18 protein-coding genes are annotated in these 15537 nt (G+C 30.0%); 15 read left to right on the top strand and 3 right to left on the bottom strand.

Annotated features, from left to right (window positions below):
* Nucleotides 1-35: 35 nt before the first annotated feature.
* Nucleotides 36-662 carry a 4'-phosphopantetheinyl transferase family protein gene (locus BTO18_RS13905; protein WP_105016801.1) on the bottom strand — a complete coding sequence of 209 codons (627 nt, stop codon included), beginning with the start codon at nucleotides 660-662 and terminating at the stop codon, nucleotides 36-38.
* Between the two features lie 63 nt (nucleotides 663-725).
* On the opposite strand from BTO18_RS13905, the gene ahcY reads away from it, so the two are divergent.
* Nucleotides 726-2039, top strand: a complete 1314-nt coding sequence (ahcY, locus tag BTO18_RS13900) for an adenosylhomocysteinase (protein WP_105016800.1) — start codon at nucleotides 726-728, stop codon at nucleotides 2037-2039.
* 150 nt (nucleotides 2040-2189) lie between these two features.
* Nucleotides 2190-2651, top strand: coding sequence for a DUF1569 domain-containing protein (locus tag BTO18_RS13895; RefSeq protein ID WP_105016799.1), 462 nt, complete (start codon nucleotides 2190-2192; stop codon nucleotides 2649-2651).
* Here BTO18_RS13895 and BTO18_RS13890 read toward each other — a convergent pair whose 3' ends face one another.
* On the bottom strand, nucleotides 2652-3419 hold the full coding sequence (locus BTO18_RS13890; RefSeq protein WP_105016798.1) for a hypothetical protein: 768 nt from the start codon (nucleotides 3417-3419) through the stop codon (nucleotides 2652-2654).
* 118 nt (nucleotides 3420-3537) lie between these two features.
* Between BTO18_RS13890 and BTO18_RS13885 the strand changes: the two genes are divergently transcribed.
* Nucleotides 3538-3870, top strand: coding sequence for an MGMT family protein (locus BTO18_RS13885; protein ID WP_105016797.1), 333 nt, complete (start codon nucleotides 3538-3540; stop codon nucleotides 3868-3870).
* 92 nt (nucleotides 3871-3962) lie between these two features.
* Here the strand turns inward: BTO18_RS13885 and BTO18_RS13880 are convergent, their stop codons facing one another.
* On the bottom strand, nucleotides 3963-5333 hold the full coding sequence (locus BTO18_RS13880) for a Fic family protein (RefSeq protein ID WP_105016796.1): 1371 nt from the start codon (nucleotides 5331-5333) through the stop codon (nucleotides 3963-3965).
* Between the two features lie 286 nt (nucleotides 5334-5619).
* Here BTO18_RS13880 and BTO18_RS13875 point away from each other — a divergent pair, with 286 nt between their 5' ends.
* The 12 genes from BTO18_RS13875 (at nucleotide 5620) to BTO18_RS13820 (ending at nucleotide 15532) form a co-directional block, all read left to right on the top strand.
* Nucleotides 5620-6789, top strand: a complete 1170-nt coding sequence (locus BTO18_RS13875; RefSeq protein WP_105016795.1) for an Mrp/NBP35 family ATP-binding protein — start codon at nucleotides 5620-5622, stop codon at nucleotides 6787-6789.
* Nucleotides 6764-7000 carry a NifU family protein gene (locus tag BTO18_RS13870; RefSeq protein ID WP_105016794.1) on the top strand — a complete coding sequence of 79 codons (237 nt, stop codon included), beginning with the start codon at nucleotides 6764-6766 and terminating at the stop codon, nucleotides 6998-7000. Before BTO18_RS13875 ends, BTO18_RS13870 begins: the two co-directional genes overlap by 26 nt.
* 189 nt (nucleotides 7001-7189) lie before the next feature.
* Nucleotides 7190-8245 carry an NAD(P)/FAD-dependent oxidoreductase gene (locus tag BTO18_RS13865; protein WP_105016793.1) on the top strand — a complete coding sequence of 352 codons (1056 nt, stop codon included), beginning with the start codon at nucleotides 7190-7192 and terminating at the stop codon, nucleotides 8243-8245.
* Between the two features lie 77 nt (nucleotides 8246-8322).
* Entirely contained in the window at nucleotides 8323-8640 is a 318-nt protein-coding gene (locus BTO18_RS13860; RefSeq protein ID WP_105016792.1) for a hypothetical protein, read from the top strand.
* A gap of 138 nt (nucleotides 8641-8778) precedes the next feature.
* A complete protein-coding gene (locus BTO18_RS13855; protein ID WP_226789049.1) occupies nucleotides 8779-8982 on the top strand; it encodes a hypothetical protein in 204 nt (67 codons plus the stop codon).
* Between the two features lie 106 nt (nucleotides 8983-9088).
* Nucleotides 9089-9595 carry a ferritin gene (locus tag BTO18_RS13850; protein WP_105016790.1) on the top strand — a complete coding sequence of 169 codons (507 nt, stop codon included), beginning with the start codon at nucleotides 9089-9091 and terminating at the stop codon, nucleotides 9593-9595.
* 283 nt (nucleotides 9596-9878) lie between these two features.
* Nucleotides 9879-11036, top strand: a complete 1158-nt coding sequence (locus BTO18_RS13845; RefSeq protein WP_105016789.1) for a homogentisate 1,2-dioxygenase — start codon at nucleotides 9879-9881, stop codon at nucleotides 11034-11036.
* Nucleotides 11037-11140: 104 nt separating this feature from the next.
* Entirely contained in the window at nucleotides 11141-11452 is a 312-nt protein-coding gene (locus BTO18_RS13840) for a four helix bundle protein (protein WP_105017592.1), read from the top strand.
* Nucleotides 11453-11499: 47 nt separating this feature from the next.
* Nucleotides 11500-12663 carry a 4-hydroxyphenylpyruvate dioxygenase gene (gene hppD, locus BTO18_RS13835; protein ID WP_105016788.1) on the top strand — a complete coding sequence of 388 codons (1164 nt, stop codon included), beginning with the start codon at nucleotides 11500-11502 and terminating at the stop codon, nucleotides 12661-12663.
* Between the two features lie 172 nt (nucleotides 12664-12835).
* The gene (locus BTO18_RS13830; RefSeq protein ID WP_105016787.1) at nucleotides 12836-13609 is read left to right on the top strand and encodes a hypothetical protein; all 774 of its coding nucleotides are present in this window, start codon (nucleotides 12836-12838) and stop codon (nucleotides 13607-13609) included.
* Nucleotides 13610-13746: 137 nt separating this feature from the next.
* Nucleotides 13747-14664, top strand: a complete 918-nt coding sequence (locus tag BTO18_RS13825; protein WP_105016786.1) for a tryptophan 2,3-dioxygenase family protein — start codon at nucleotides 13747-13749, stop codon at nucleotides 14662-14664.
* Between the two features lie 100 nt (nucleotides 14665-14764).
* Nucleotides 14765-15532: a DUF3108 domain-containing protein gene (locus BTO18_RS13820; RefSeq protein ID WP_105016785.1), complete on the top strand. Its 768-nt coding sequence runs from the start codon at nucleotides 14765-14767 to the stop codon at nucleotides 15530-15532.
* Nucleotides 15533-15537: the final 5 nt, after the last annotated feature.

The following is a 15537-nucleotide window of genomic DNA, read 5'->3' as shown; positions in this document are numbered from 1 at the left end:
GACAAAAAATACATTATCAATTAACATACCAAAAGCTAGTATGCAAATACACAAGTAAACCCTTCAAACTCTAAAAATTCGATGTTGTAAAAAGTTGTTTCTCCATTAAATCGAATTTCGCCAGTCGTTTTTTTATCAGCAAAGCGAAAATCATTAATATAAATATGATGCAAGAACAAAAGTTTTTTCTTTCCGTAGATTTTATACAAACTCTCTTTTGCTGCCCAAACAATGGTGAGTTTGCTAATTTTTGCATCAACATTAGCAATCGTATTGTATTCTTGAATTGGCGTGAATTTATGTGCAATTTTCAAAATCTTCTCACGCTGCTTTTCAATATCAATTCCAACAGGCAAATCATCAGAAATTATAATTGCGGTAAACGTAAAAGAATGTGTAATAGAAATGAATTTACCATCCTCTAAATGCGGTTTTCCAAATTCATCATAAATCAAATCAAAATCTGAATAGTCAGCTATTTTTAGCAAATGCCTTATACTTAAAAATCCTTTTTGATGAATTTCAGACTTCATCGAATTTAATCGAGTTTCACTCTTTTCAGAAAGCAAAATTCCAGATTTTAATTTATCAATAGTTTCTTCAATCTTCCAAATCAATACTTTAGTAGTAGAACTAACAGTTAAAGTTTTATAAAGTGCCATAGGTTTTCAAAAAGGATGTTGTATCTTTGCCATCGCAAAATTTAGACAATAAATATACATAATATGAGCACAAAAACAGCTTACGTACCATTTAAAGTTAAAGATATTTCTTTAGCAGATTGGGGAAGAAAAGAAATTGAATTGGCAGAAGCAGAAATGCCAGGATTAATGGCATTAAGAGAAGAATATGGAGAGTCTCAACCATTAAAAGGTGCAAGAATTGCAGGATGTTTGCATATGACAATCCAAACTGCAGTTTTAATAGAAACTTTACAAGCTTTAGGTGCAGAAGTTACTTGGAGTTCTTGTAATATTTTCTCAACACAAGATCAAGCTGCTGCTGCAATTGCTGCTGCAGGAACTCCAGTTTATGCTTGGAAAGGAATGAACGAAGAAGAATTTGATTGGTGTATAGAGCAAACTTTATTTTTTGGTGAAGATAGAAAACCATTAAACATGATTTTAGATGATGGTGGAGATTTAACCAATATGGTGTTAGATCAATATCCAGAATTAGCTGAAGGTATCAATGGGTTATCAGAAGAAACTACAACTGGAGTGCATAGATTATATGAGCGTGTTAAAAATGGAACTTTACCAATGCCAGCAATCAATATTAATGATTCTGTTACAAAATCAAAATTTGATAACAAATATGGTTGTAAAGAATCTGCTGTTGATGCAATTCGTAGAGCAACTGATATTATGTTAGCAGGTAAAAGAGTTGTGGTTTGTGGTTATGGAGATGTTGGTAAAGGTACAGCTGCCTCTTTTAAAGGTGCAGGTTCTATTGTAACTGTTACAGAAATCGACCCTATTTGTGCGTTACAAGCAGCTATGGATGGTTTTGAAGTGAAAAAACTAGAAACTGTTATGGGTAATGCAGATATCATTATTACAACTACAGGAAATAAAGATATTGTAAAAGCGGAGCATTTTAAAGGTGTAAAAGACAAAACGATTATCTGTAATATTGGACATTTTGACAACGAATTAGACATTGCTTGGTTGAACGAAAATTATGGCAATACTAAAGTAGAAATCAAACCTCAAGTAGATAAATATACAATTGATGGTAAAGATATTATCATTCTTGCTGAAGGTCGTTTGGTAAACTTGGGTTGTGCAACTGGGCATCCTAGTTTTGTAATGAGTAACTCATTTACAAACCAAACTTTAGCTCAAATTGAGCTTTGGAATAATGCAGATGCTTATGAAAACAAAGTATATATGTTACCTAAACATTTAGATGAAAAAGTAGCAAAATTACACTTGGCCAAAATTGGTGTAGAGTTGACAGAATTGCGTCAAGACCAAGCTGAATATATTGGTGTTACTCAAGAAGGTCCTTATAAACCTGAGCACTATAGATACTAAAAACAGTTTTTAGTTGTTTGTTGTTAGTTATTAATAGCAACTTAAATTTAAAAGCTAAATGTCATTTCGACCTTGTGGAGAAATCTCATAAAACTCTAAAATCCTTACATTAATTTGTAGGGATTTTTATATATTAGAAAAAATTAAAGGATGAATATTGTTTCTTTAGAACACAAATTAAACGAGATAGAAAGTTACATTACTCAATTTGAAAAATCAAAACTAAAAATATCAAAAGCAACAGTTGGCTGGCACTTAGACCATAGTTTAAAAGTAATTAATGGTGTAATTACTACTATGAAAACTTCTGATGTTGGCTCTTATAAAGATAATTTTAGTTTTCTTGGAAAAGTATTTTTTACAATAGGTCACTTCCCAAAAGGAAAAGCAAAAGCACCAAAAAGAGTACTACCTCCAAAGATTATTTTAAAAGAAGATATTATAAATCAACTTGTAATAGCTAAAAAGAATATACAAGATATATCTAGTTTGAATGAAAACGCTTACTTTAAACATCCTATATTTGGTAATATAAATAAAGTAAGAGTTGTTCGGTTTTTAGAAACTCATACCAATCATCATTTAAAAATTATTAAGAGTATTTTAAAATAGTTATTTATCAACTTTAAAACCGGTTACTAATAATCTTTTAGCACCTTTTAAACCACATTTTTGGTAATTATTATAGGCTTTTGCAGCTCGTTCTCTAATTTGTAAGTCAGTCTCGTTTTTAATCCAACCATCAATTGCCCATTTTAAGGTATAGGCTTCAGGAGCCATTAACCCAGTTGTCCAAACTAAAGGGTTTGCCTTTGTTTTTTTAATATAAGGTTTAAAATAGTTTTTACTAATACAAGCTAAAATAATGACATCTCTTCTAGTAGTATTTTTAGGTATAAAATTTCCTTTTACAGAAAACTCCATTAATCCATCATGACCAACATAACTTAACAATTTTACATCACCACCAAACTTTAGAGTTATATTATCATGTTTTATAGTTTCAGAATTGTGCCCAGCAGAAGCTTCTAAAAAATCAATTGTTGTATTCTTTATATATTTTCCATCATAAGCATCAGCCAAAAGATAAATATTAGAAGTTTTATGTTTAAACAAAACTCTTTCTAAAATTTTAGGATTTTTACTTTTAATTTTTTTAATAAAAGTCCAATCATTACTTCTTTTAAAGTGGGTTTTCACTCCATATAAAGCACCCCAATATAAATTTGTTTTTGGGTTTTGTCCATTGCCTAACTTTTTTGGCACTGGTACAATACCTTGATTGATATTATCACATAAAGCTACAAAAACATGAATGGTTTTTTGCGAATAAAGAGTTAAACCCAGTATTAAAAAAATAAATACAATAAGTTTTTTCATAAAAATAAAACACATAAAAAGAAACTTTATTTTTTTGGAGTTTAATTTTTTTAATGAAGTGATTAAAAAAAGATTAATTTTACTTAAGTAAGGATTAATAATTTATATCTACTTTTTTATGACTAAAAACGATAATTTTTTTGATAAAGTATATGATGTTGCTCGTCAAATTCCTTTTGGTAGAGTAACCAGCTATGGAGCAATTGCTACGTATTTAGGTTCAGCAAGATCTGCAAGAATGGTAGGTTGGGCCATGAACAATTCAGGTAATCAACAACCAGAAGTTCCTGCACACAGAGTGGTAAATAAAAAAGGCCTACTTACTGGCAAACATCATTTTGATGGAACCAACTTAATGCAACAATTATTAGAGAGTGAGGGTATAAAAGTCATTGACAATCAAATTCAAGATTTAGATACTGTTTTTTGGAATCCTATGAATGAGTTATAACTTGTCATTCTGAATGAAATGAAGAATCTTTAACGTATTCTGTTTGTCACCTTGAGCGCAGTCGAAAGGTCTTTTCAGTATCTCATCAATCTTTACAAAAAAGTTTCATCAAATGTATCTCCTTTCCAATAATTATAACTTTTTTTATTGATCGCAACTTTCTTTAAAAAACCTCTTTCTACCAATTCTTCAATATCAGTTCTTGCAGTTTGATTGGTTACAGCGTACGTATTTTCAATCTCTTTTACTGTAAAAGATTTTGTAGCGTTTTTTTCTAATTTGTACAATATTTCTGCCTGTCTCTCATTAATTTCTGGCTGTTGCAAAAATTTTAAAAGTTTTACCTCTTCTTTTTTCTTTTTTGCAACATATTTCTTTAAGTCTTCAAAAGCTTTTAATAATACTTTTACTTGATAATGAATAAAATAAGTAACATCCATATCATCAATTTCAGTATAGATGTAAGCTTTTTCATATTGTACTTTTGTTTGCATAATTACTCTAGAAATGGATAAATATTCCGTTAACCAATACCCATTTTTTAATAAATACCAATAAAAAATAGCTCTTGCAGTTCGTCCATTTCCATCTACAAAAGGATGAATATAGCCAATCAAAAAATGTAAAATACTTGCTTTTACTATAGGATGAATAAAATCTTCTTTTGGATTATTATTAAAAAACTCTACAAAAGAATCCATTAAACCTTCAAGTTCTTCAAAATTTGGAGGAGTGTGTACTATTTCTCCTGTAATTTCATTGACAACGTTAATTTCATTGTTAGTTCTAAAACCACCTACAAATTCATTTTCTAAAGTATTTTCGGTAACTAGTTTATGTAGTTCAAATAATTTTTCAGTTGAAATATCTTCGTCTTTCTGTTCACTAATAAATTGAATCGTTTTATAATTATTCAATATCATCTGTTCAGAATGCGTTTTGGGCTTTTTATTTTTACGCAACATTTCTTTCGCTTTTATACGTGTTGTTGTTGCACCTTCAATTTTTGATGAAAAAAAAGCTTCTTCCATCAACGCATTCTTTAAATATTGTTGTTTTTCTAATTCTGATAAAAGTTGTTCTTTTTGTAAACCTGCTCCAAAGTTAAAATCTAAATAATGAAGTTTTTGTCGTAGATAATTATTTTCATTGTAGTAGTATCTTATATAATTTTGATTTGAACTAAATAAATATTTCCTTATTCTAGTGAATTTTCTGGATGCTTTAGTGGCTATCCAAAGTAATTCGTTATTCATAAATTTGTCAAGAATTTTACTCTTTACTGCTCTTTTGAAATCATCTATATTTTTATGATTAAGGTATTTTATTTTATCCCAATAAAGATATTCTTCTTCTATTTTTGTGATTACTTCCTGCCCTGTATATAAAATATCATTCAAATAAGCATAATCTAAACCTACAAACTCTCTTTCGATATCAATTTCTGGCGCTTTCTCAATCATAATTCAAAATATTTCCTAATTTTTGAAAAATTTACAAATAATTACAAATATACAATTTATTCAATTATTTCCTAATTTTTGAAAAATTTACAAATAATCACACATTTTACCTTCAAGAATATCATTTTTTCAACTATAATACTGAACTATCAAACCATAAACAAACACAATTTTTTAGGTTTATTTTATAACTTGTAAGCTGTATCTTTGCAATGTAGATTAAATAAAAATAAGGTTTAGAGATTTAGTAATCTAACGTCTAAAATCTAGAGTTTAAAGACTAAATATGAGTTTTAAAAAACAAGATATATACCAAGCATTAGAAACAATTACTGCACCAGGAGAAGGCAAAAGTTTAATTGAAAATAATAATGTTAAAAATGTAGTCATTTTTGGCAACGAAGTTAATGTAGACGTTACTATTAGTAACCCAACATTACAAGCCAAAAAGAAAATTGAAGCAGAAATTACCAAAGCCATCAAGACCAATGTTGATGAAAATATTGAGGTAAAAATCAACTTAAAAGTAGAGAAACCTGCTCCAAAAGAAGATCCGAACTTAATTCGCGGTAAAGAAATTCCGAATATTAAAAATATTATTGCAGTAGCTTCTGGTAAAGGTGGTGTAGGTAAATCTACAGTAACCTCTAACTTGGCGGTTTCTTTGGCAAAAATGGGCTTTAGTGTAGGTGTTTTAGATGCCGATATTTATGGGCCATCGCAACATATTATGTTTGATGTTGCAAAAGAAAAACCACTTTCTGTAAATGTAGATGGGCGTTCTAAAATGAAACCAATCGAAAATTATGGTGTAAAATTATTGTCTTTAGGTTTTTTCACAAACCCAGATCAAGCTGTAATTTGGCGTGGACCAATGGCTAGTAAAGCTTTAAAACAGTTAATTTTTGACGGAGCTTGGGGAGAATTAGATTTCCTATTAATAGATTTACCTCCAGGTACTGGAGATGTGCATTTATCAATAGTACAAGCATTACCAATTAATGGTGCAGTTGTAGTTTCAACTCCTCAAAACATTGCATTGGCAGATGCCAAAAAAGGAGTAGCAATGTTTCAACAAGACAGCATAAAAGTGCCAGTTTTAGGAATAGTTGAAAATATGGCGTACTTTACACCAGAAGAATTGCCAAATAATAAATATTATATTTTTGGACAAGATGGTGCTAAAAATTTAGCACAAGATATCGATACCAAATTTTTAGGAGAAATACCATTAGTACAAAGCATTCGTGAAGCAGGAGATGTTGGGCATCCAGTAGCTTTACAAAATGGAACTGTTTTGGAGAAAGCTTTTGAAGATATTACCAAAGAAATGGTAGCCCAATTATTAAAAAGAAATGCAAACTTACCACCTACTGAAGTTGTTAGAATTACAACAATGAGTGGATGTAGTGCAGTAAAAAAAGTAAATTATGACAACAGAAGAAACTTTAAATAATGTTGAAAAAGCTTTAGACGAAATTCGTCCTTTTTTAATGAGCGATGGTGGTAACATCAAATTACTTTCTATCGAAAATGATATTGTAAAAGTGCAATTAGAAGGTGCGTGTACGGGTTGTTCTGTAAACCAAATGACCTTAAAAAATGGAGTAGAAGCTACCATTAAAAAGTACGCACCGCAAATAGAGGAGGTTATTAATGTTGCTTAAATAAACACTATTTTGGGCGTTACTTTATGCAGCAAGCAAGCTGCATTAAAGTCAGGCTTTCAGCACTCGCTTTTTTTACTTGAAAAAAGTAAAAAAGAGCTCAAACAAATGCTTCAATCCTTAACGCACTCATCAACATAAAAAAACCTCACAAGCATAAAAACTTGTGAGGTTTTAAAAAATATAAAAATGATTACTACAGACATCTTAATTATTGGTGCAGGACCAACAGGATTATTTACCGTTTTTGAGGCAGGTTTATTAAAATTACGTTGTCATTTAATAGATGCCTTACCACAAGCAGGTGGCCAATGTTCTGAAATTTATCCAAAGAAACCGATTTACGATATTCCTGCCTATCCAGAAATTTTAGCTGGCGATTTAACAGATAAACTGATGGAACAAATTAAACAATTTGAACCTGGTTTTACCTTGGGAGAAAGAGCTGATACTATAGAAAAACAGGAGGATGGAACATTCATTGTTACAACCAATAAAGGCACAAAGCATCAAGCTCCAATTGTGGCTATTGCAGGAGGTTTAGGTTCTTTTGAACCAAGAAAACCACCAATTACAAACATTGCCAATTTTGAAGACAAAGGTGTAGAATATATTATTCGCAATCCAGAATTTTACAGGAATAAAAAAGTTGTCATTTCTGGTGGTGGAGATTCTGCTTTAGATTGGTCTATTTTCTTAACAGATATAGCGTCATCTGTAACCTTAATTCATAGAAGAAACGAATTTAGAGGCGCTTTAGATTCTGTTGATAAAGTTCAGGAATTAAAAGATGCTGAAAAAATAACTTTAATCACTCCAGCAGAAGTAAAAGGAATTATAGGTACTGATAAAGTAGAAGGTGTTTCAGTAGTAAAAAAAGGTGAAGACCCTTTTACAATTAAAACAGATCATTTTATTCCACTTTTTGGTTTATCACCTAAACTAGGGCCAATTGCAAACTGGGGATTAGAGATTGAAAAAAATGCGATTAAAGTAAACAACGCTTTAGATTATCAAACCAACATTCCAGGAATTTATGCTATTGGTGATGTAAACACCTATCCAGGAAAATTAAAACTAATTTTATGTGGTTTTCACGAAGCAACTTTAATGTGCCAAAGTGCTTACAAACGCATTCATCCTGATAAAAAATATGTGATGAAATATACTACAGTTGGTGGTGTAGAAGGTTTTGATGGAACAAAAAAAGAAGCACCAAAAGCGGTTATTAAAAAGATTGAGTAACTTACATATGTCATTGCGAGTTTACGAAGCAATCCATTCATCAAAATAATTTATGTATTTTAGATAAAAATTAAACTATGATACCACAAAATATTCTTCCACATTATCCTTTTTTTGACAGATCCTTATCTGCTTATGATTTATTAATGTTTGGTTTAGGTTCATTTGTAATAATCTCAATTCTACTTTTTTACTACAACAGAATCCTAAAAAGTAATCAACTAAAAAGCGAATTACAAAATCCAATTTACCAATCAAGAGATATTTTATTACAATCAAATTCACAATCAATAAACTTTGTAATCCCAGAAAAAACAACGTCAACTTGGGTAAAAGTATTTGTTTTCATTTTGATATTTATTTTTACATTCACACCATTTAGCGATTTTTTATAAAATCAAATATTTTATTTTTATTTATTCTAAATAAATACTTACTTTTGCAACGTGAGTGTTTTTGCAGACATACAATTTAATATTCAATTACAAAAAGTTACATTTTGTAATTATCAATTAACTATTGATGACAAAAAAATGAAACTCTCTTTTCCTCAATTATTACAATTACGAAATAAAATAAATGAGCTTACTACTGCAGAAAATTTAGAAAATATTATTCAAAATGAAAATTTTGTGTTGTTATTCATTGCAGATAGAAAAGATCTTGTGTTTCTAGAAGTTCCAAAATTACTAGACTTAAAAGAAGAAATTTCACTTTGCTTTTATAGTTATCTCTAATAGTACTATAACGAATCCTCTTTTATTTAGATTATCTTTAAATTTCTTTTCAGCCATAGATATAACCTTTAATTGATGTATTTTTGTATAATATATATTTATAATTATGAAAACAGCAATAAGAAGACAAATGACAATTCATCCAGAAGTTATGGATGTTTTAAATGAACAAATAGCATTAGAAATGCATGCGTCTGCCTCTTATTTAGCAATGGCTTCTTGGTGTGATCAAAGAGAGTTACTAAATAGCAAAGCTTTTTTTTACAAACAAGCTGAAGAAGAAAGAGAGCATGGAATGAAGATTTTCAACTTTGTAAATGATGCAGGTGGAGCAGCAATTTCTCCAGCAATTCCAGAAGTAAATAACGATTTTGAAGGTTTAAGAGAAATCTATGAAAAATCTTTAGACCAAGAAATTCACGTTACACAATCTATTTATAAATGCTTTAAGCAAGCAAGAAATGTTGATGATTTTGCATCGGAAGTTTTTTTACAATGGTTTGTAAACGAGCAAGTTGAGGAAGAAGATACTGTAAGAAGTATTTTGGATGTTTTTGAATTAATGGGAGATATGCCATTAAAAATGATAGACGAAAGATTACCAACAGAATAATTCAGATTCTCATTAAAACTATAAAACCGAAACAAAATTGTTTCGGTTTTTTCATGCTTTAAAATCAAATTAATAAATCTCCTGCTCTTTTTGTATCTTTGTGTAAACTACGAAATCGATTGAAATGTTTTTAGACTTACTTTCGCATCTTAAATTTCTAATAAAGCGTAATCCAGAATGAGGCTTCGTTCTGTCATTCCTGCGTAGGCAGGAGTCTCAATTTAGAAAAGAACAATTATTAACAAGATTTCTGTTTTTACAGAATTGACAAATTAATAAAATTATGCCTTTTTATCATAAATTAGGAGAAATTCCACCAAAAAGACACACACAATTTCGTAAAAAAGATGGCAGTTTGTATTACGAACAATTATTTGGTACTATTGGTTTCGACGGAATGTCTACCAACAGTTATCACGAGCACAGACCAACTATGGTCAAAAAAATTGGGAAACAATATTCAGTAAAACCAAAAATTGCCAAAGCTAATAATATTCAATCTTATCGTTTCAAAGGTTTTCAAGTAAAACCAGAAAATGATTATTTACAAAGTAGAAAAATAGTACTAACAAATTCTGACTGTAATATCATTTTAGCAGCACCAAAACAATCTACAAAAGAATACTTTTATAAAAACACAGATGCAGATGAAGTAATTTTTATCCACAAAGGAACAGGGAAATTAAGAACGCATTTAGGAAACATCGATTTTAAATACGGAGATTATTTAGTAATTCCACGTGGAATTATTTACAAATTAGATTTTGATGATGACAATAACAGATTGTTTATTGTAGAATCGTATTCGCCTGTTTATACACCAAAACGTTATAGAAATTGGTTTGGTCAATTATTAGAACATTCACCATTTTGTGAACGAGATTTAAGAAGACCACAAGAATTAGAAACTTATAATGAGTTGGGAGATTTTTTAATCAAAGTAAAAAAGCAAGGAGAAATTATTGAAATGACATACGCTTCACATCCTTTTGATGTGGTAGGTTATGATGGATACAATTTTCCGTATGCATTTTCCATTCATGATTTCGAACCCATTACAGGTCGTATTCATCAACCACCACCTGTGCATCAAACTTTCGAAACCAATGCCTTTGTAATTTGCAGTTTTGTGCCTCGTTTGTACGATTATCATCCGAATTCAATTCCTGCACCATACAATCACAGTAATATTGATTCTGATGAGGTTTTGTATTACGTAGATGGCGATTTTATGAGCAGAAACGATATAGACCAAGGGCATATTTCTTTGCATCCAGCAGGAATTCCTCATGGGCCACATCCAGGAGCAACAGAGAGAAGTATTGGGCACACAAAAACTGAAGAGTTAGCAGTTATGGTAGATACTTTTAAGCCTTTACAAGTTACAGAAGAAGCAATGAAAATTGCCGATGAAGAATATTATAAATCGTGGCTTGAGTAGACAGAAAAAAGAATCAAGAAGCAAGAAAAGAGAGAAAATAAGACATAATAAAGAGATTGGAGAAGAGAAAAAGACATAACTACAAGAATTTGAAAATTTGACAAATTGGAATTGAAATTGTAGATGATGTTTATTCTTTAATTGAAAAGTTTCCAAAAGATGAAAGATTTGGATTAATTTCTCAAATTAGTAGATGTTCTGTTTCTATTCCAAGTAACATAGCAGAAGGTTCATCTAGGTCAGATAAATCTTTTTCTCATTTTATTGATATTGCTTTAGGTTCTTCTTTCGAACTCGAAACACAATTAACTATTGCATTTAAAAGAAATTATATAAATAAAGAACAATTAACAAAGATTGAATTTAAGATTCAAGAATTTCAAAAGATGACAATGGGCTTTCAAAACAAGCTATAAAAAGTCTTTATTCTTGACTCTCTTTTCTTTCTTCTATATAGCAAGAAATGAGTAAAAAAGAAATAAAATCAGTAAATTACGGTTTAGAAAAAATATTTGAAGGAGCACAAGATTTCCTTCCATTATTAGGTACAGATTATGTAGAATTTTATGTAGGTAATGCAAAACAAGCAGCCCATTTCTACAAAACAGCTTTCGGATTTCAATCGCACGCATATCGTGGATTAGAAACTGGTGCAAAAGATTCAGTAAGTTATGTGTTAACACAAGACAAAATTAAGTTGATGTTAACCACTCCATTAAACAGTAAATCACCAATAAATGATCATATTGTTAAACATGGAGATGGTGTAAAAGTTATTGCACTTTGGGTAGAAGATGCAAGAAAAGCGTATAAAGAAACAACCTCAAGAGGAGCAAAATCTTATATGGAACCAACAGTAGAAAAAGACGAGTTTGGTGAAGTGGTTAGAGCAGGAATCTATACTTATGGAGAAACTGTACATATGTTTGTAGAGCGTAAAAACTACAATGGTGCTTTTTTACCAGGATTTCAAAAATGGGAGTCAGATTATAATCCGCCAACAGCAGGATTAAAATATATAGATCATATGGTGGGTAATGTAGGTTGGAATCAAATGGATATTTGGGTAAAATGGTATGAGGATGTTATGGGTTTTGAAAACTTTTTATCTTTTGATGATAAACAAATTCATACAGAATATTCAGCATTAATGAGTAAAGTAATGTCTAATGGAAATGGACGAATCAAATTCCCAATAAACGAACCTGCAGAAGGAAAAAAGCGTTCACAAATTGAAGAATATTTAGATTTTTACGAAGGTGCAGGAGTGCAACATATTGCAGTAGCTACAGACGATATTATAAAAACAGTTTCTCAATTGCGTTCTAATGGAGTAGAATTTTTATCAATTCCACCAGAAGAATATTACAGAGCAGTTCCAGGAAGATTAGAAGAACATAGCCACGAATTAAAAGAAGATATCGAAAAATTAAAAGCACTAGGAATTATGATAGATGCTGATGAAGAAGGATATTTACTGCAAATTTTTACAAAACCAGTAGAAGACAGACCAACTTTGTTTTTTGAAATCATTCAAAGAATGGGAGCAAAAGGTTTTGGAGCAGGCAACTTTAAAGCATTATTTGAATCTATAGAAAGAGAACAAGCGAAAAGAGGAACGTTGTAAAAAGTTGGCAGTTTTTTAGTAGCAGTTAGCAGTATATTCTTCAAGGCTTTTAAAAACTTGCAGGTATCTATCAAATATTGAACAAACCTTTCAGTTTTTTTAAAGACTGAAAGGTTTTATCTATTCAGCAAAACTGTTTTATCTTTGTATATTCATTGTTACTTACCATTAGATGAAATCCATAATTAAATTAACATTCATACTGATTTTGATTTTTAATTGTACCAAAGAGAATAAAACTAAACCTAAAATTGATTTGACAAAAAAAGTCAAATACGGAGCTATAATTTCTGAATATCTTGAATCTAAAAAGTATGAACCAACTCTGATTTTTAATAATCCATATAACACGAATAAAAAATCTACTATTAAACTCGCTGATAATGAAATCAATTGGTCGGAGAAAGATAACGCGCTCGAAATTATAATTAATGGAACTGAAATAAATACGTCAAAAAAAGTTACTCTGAATTATAATTGGGGGAAAAGTGTTGACAGCGTCAATTTTGCAAATAACGTAAGACAAATCAAATATTACGAATCTGATTCTCTTCTGGGTTTTGTACTTACCAATGAACCTTGTACTGGATTAGGTTGCAGTTCAAATTATCAATTGATTTATGACTTGAAAACAAAAAGGGAAAGTTATTTTGGAAGATTTCGAACGGGTTTTGAATTTGAATTGTATGATTTCAATCAAGATTCAAAAATTGATTTTTTAAGTAAAACTTTTTATGGTAGAAATGAACAGATGATTGATACTACAGAATTTATAATGTATAGTCAAACTAAAAATGGTAATTTCCAAGAATTTAGAACTGAAGAACAAAATAGATTTACTTTCAAACATATTTATCCGCAGATTTACCCTGAACGAGATAAAGACTCACTAAAAGAGGAATTTGTAGAAAATTGGATTGAAAAAATAAATAATAACGGTAGGTAAAAATGTATAACCGCAATTACGGCGGATTCGACTATATCCAAATTCACTTTGAATTGCGAGCGTCAGTACTTAATCAAAAAACAGTAACTTTAAACCCGTAACTGACGGTTACACGAAACTGATACATCAACCAAAAAATGAAAAGAGAAGAAATTCTAAAAGCCATAGAAGAAAAGTACGAAAAACTAGGTGTTCCAGTAGATGCGATGCTAGAGGGTTTGTTGCATAGCACACCAATCACGTATTGGGATTATATTCAAACTGATGCACTTTTAGGTTTGCAAACACCAAGAACAACACAACCAGATGAAATGGTATTTATCATGTATCATCAAGTAAACGAATTGTTGTTTAAAATGATTTTATGGGAAATAGATCAAGTAGCAAAATCTACAGAAATCTCTGCTGATAAGTTTTCAATGCATTTGGGCAGAATAAGCAGATATTTTGATATGCTTTGCAGTTCGTTTTCAGTAATGGCAGATGGTATGGAAAAAAAACAATATTTAAAATTTAGAAACACCTTAACACCTGCAAGTGGTTTTCAGTCAGCACAGTATCGAAAAATTGAGTTTGCCTCCACAGAATTAATCAATTTAATAGATGCACGTTATAGAGAAACTATTGATAGAAATTCTTCATTTAAAAATGCCTATAATCATTTGTATTGGCAAGCAGCAGGAAAAAATTACACGACAGGTCAGAAATCTACCTTATTAAATCTTTTCGAGAAAAAATATATGGGAGATTTTATCGATTTTATGGAAGATTATAATGATATCAACCTTTCTTTAAAATTTAAACAATTACCAAAAGAAGTACAAGAAAATCCAGAATTAATAAAAGCAATGCGTCATTATGATTATACTGTAAATGTAAAATGGGTTATGGCTCATTATAATGCTGCAGCTAAATATATTGGAGGAGATGATTCTGACTTAAAAGCAACAGGAGGTAGTAATTGGCGAAAATATATGCATCCAAAATACCAACGACGAATCTTTTATCCTTATCTATGGACTGAAGAAGAGTTAAAAAACTGGGGAACTTTTTAACATTAAAAAAGTTAAAAAATTACCAATAAAAATTTAGTTTATCGCTTTTTTTACTTTTGGAACAGTAATTGTCATTCGTTTTTCATAAGTTTGATTTTTTATGAAAAAGTATCTCTTCTATTTATTAATAATATTCTCATCTTCATTAATTTGTCAAGAGAAAAAACCTGCATTTCAAAACGGAGAATGGTTAAGGTATAAAATGAGTTACAGTGGTTTTTTAAGGGCTGGTTCAGCAATATTAGAAGTTCACGAAAAAGAATATCAAGGTAAAAAAGTTTTTTATACCAAAGGAACAGGTTGGACATCTGGTATGATAAAATGGTTTTTTGAAGTTGACGATTTGTACGAGTCTTTCTTTGATAAAGAAACTCTAAAACCTTATTTATTCAAAAGAAAAATAAATGAAGGTGGTTATAAAAAACACAGAATAACTAGTTTTAATCATAAATATAAAACAGCTTACGTTCAAGATTTTACTCAACAAAAAGATACCTCAATTACTATTGGTAATATACAAGACATGCTTTCTTCATTTTACTATTTAAGAAACCAAGATGTTTCAAAATTAAAAAAAGGAGATGAAATAAAACTAGACATGTTTATTGATGCTCAAACATACCCTTTTAAACTTCGTTTTTTAGGCAAAGAAACTTTAAAAACTAAATTTGGTAAAGTAAGAACGTTATTATTTAGACCTATAGTTCAATCTGGTAGAGTTTTTAAAGCTCAAGAAAGCGTTACTATTTGGATTACAGATGATGCAAATAAAATACCTATAAAGATGAAAGCTTCATTAGCAGTTGGTTCTTTACGAGCTGAATTAGAAGCTTATAAAGGGCTAGCAAATACTTTTCAGAAACTTTAGATAAT

The sequence above is a fragment of the Polaribacter porphyrae genome, assembly GCF_002954685.1.
GTDB classification, from domain to species: Bacteria; Bacteroidota; Bacteroidia; order Flavobacteriales; family Flavobacteriaceae; genus Polaribacter; species Polaribacter porphyrae.
This window is presented reverse-complemented; position numbering and strand designations above follow the sequence as displayed.

What these genes read in the sequence shown, in the direction of transcription:
- BTO18_RS13860 (WP_105016792.1), top strand. Translation starts at nt 8,323, where the DNA reads ATGATACCACAAAATATTCTTCCACATTATCCTTTTTTTGACAGATCC.
- BTO18_RS13885 (WP_105016797.1), top strand. Translation starts at nt 3,538, where the DNA reads ATGACTAAAAACGATAATTTTTTTGATAAAGTATATGATGTTGCTCGT.
- BTO18_RS13890 (WP_105016798.1), bottom strand. Translation starts at nt 3,419, where the DNA reads ATGAAAAAACTTATTGTATTTATTTTTTTAATACTGGGTTTAACTCTT.
- BTO18_RS13820 (WP_105016785.1), top strand. Translation starts at nt 14,765, where the DNA reads ATGAAAAAGTATCTCTTCTATTTATTAATAATATTCTCATCTTCATTA.
- BTO18_RS13825 (WP_105016786.1), top strand. Translation starts at nt 13,747, where the DNA reads ATGAAAAGAGAAGAAATTCTAAAAGCCATAGAAGAAAAGTACGAAAAA.
- BTO18_RS13880 (WP_105016796.1), bottom strand. Translation starts at nt 5,333, where the DNA reads ATGATTGAGAAAGCGCCAGAAATTGATATCGAAAGAGAGTTTGTAGGT.
- ahcY (WP_105016800.1), top strand. Translation starts at nt 726, where the DNA reads ATGAGCACAAAAACAGCTTACGTACCATTTAAAGTTAAAGATATTTCT.
- BTO18_RS13865 (WP_105016793.1), top strand. Translation starts at nt 7,190, where the DNA reads ATGATTACTACAGACATCTTAATTATTGGTGCAGGACCAACAGGATTA.
- BTO18_RS13855 (WP_226789049.1), top strand. Translation starts at nt 8,779, where the DNA reads ATGAAACTCTCTTTTCCTCAATTATTACAATTACGAAATAAAATAAAT.
- BTO18_RS13870 (WP_105016794.1), top strand. Translation starts at nt 6,764, where the DNA reads ATGACAACAGAAGAAACTTTAAATAATGTTGAAAAAGCTTTAGACGAA.
- BTO18_RS13875 (WP_105016795.1), top strand. Translation starts at nt 5,620, where the DNA reads ATGAGTTTTAAAAAACAAGATATATACCAAGCATTAGAAACAATTACT.
- BTO18_RS13845 (WP_105016789.1), top strand. Translation starts at nt 9,879, where the DNA reads ATGCCTTTTTATCATAAATTAGGAGAAATTCCACCAAAAAGACACACA.
- BTO18_RS13830 (WP_105016787.1), top strand. Translation starts at nt 12,836, where the DNA reads ATGAAATCCATAATTAAATTAACATTCATACTGATTTTGATTTTTAAT.
- BTO18_RS13850 (WP_105016790.1), top strand. Translation starts at nt 9,089, where the DNA reads ATGAAAACAGCAATAAGAAGACAAATGACAATTCATCCAGAAGTTATG.
- BTO18_RS13895 (WP_105016799.1), top strand. Translation starts at nt 2,190, where the DNA reads ATGAATATTGTTTCTTTAGAACACAAATTAAACGAGATAGAAAGTTAC.
- BTO18_RS13905 (WP_105016801.1), bottom strand. Translation starts at nt 662, where the DNA reads ATGGCACTTTATAAAACTTTAACTGTTAGTTCTACTACTAAAGTATTG.
- hppD (WP_105016788.1), top strand. Translation starts at nt 11,500, where the DNA reads ATGAGTAAAAAAGAAATAAAATCAGTAAATTACGGTTTAGAAAAAATA.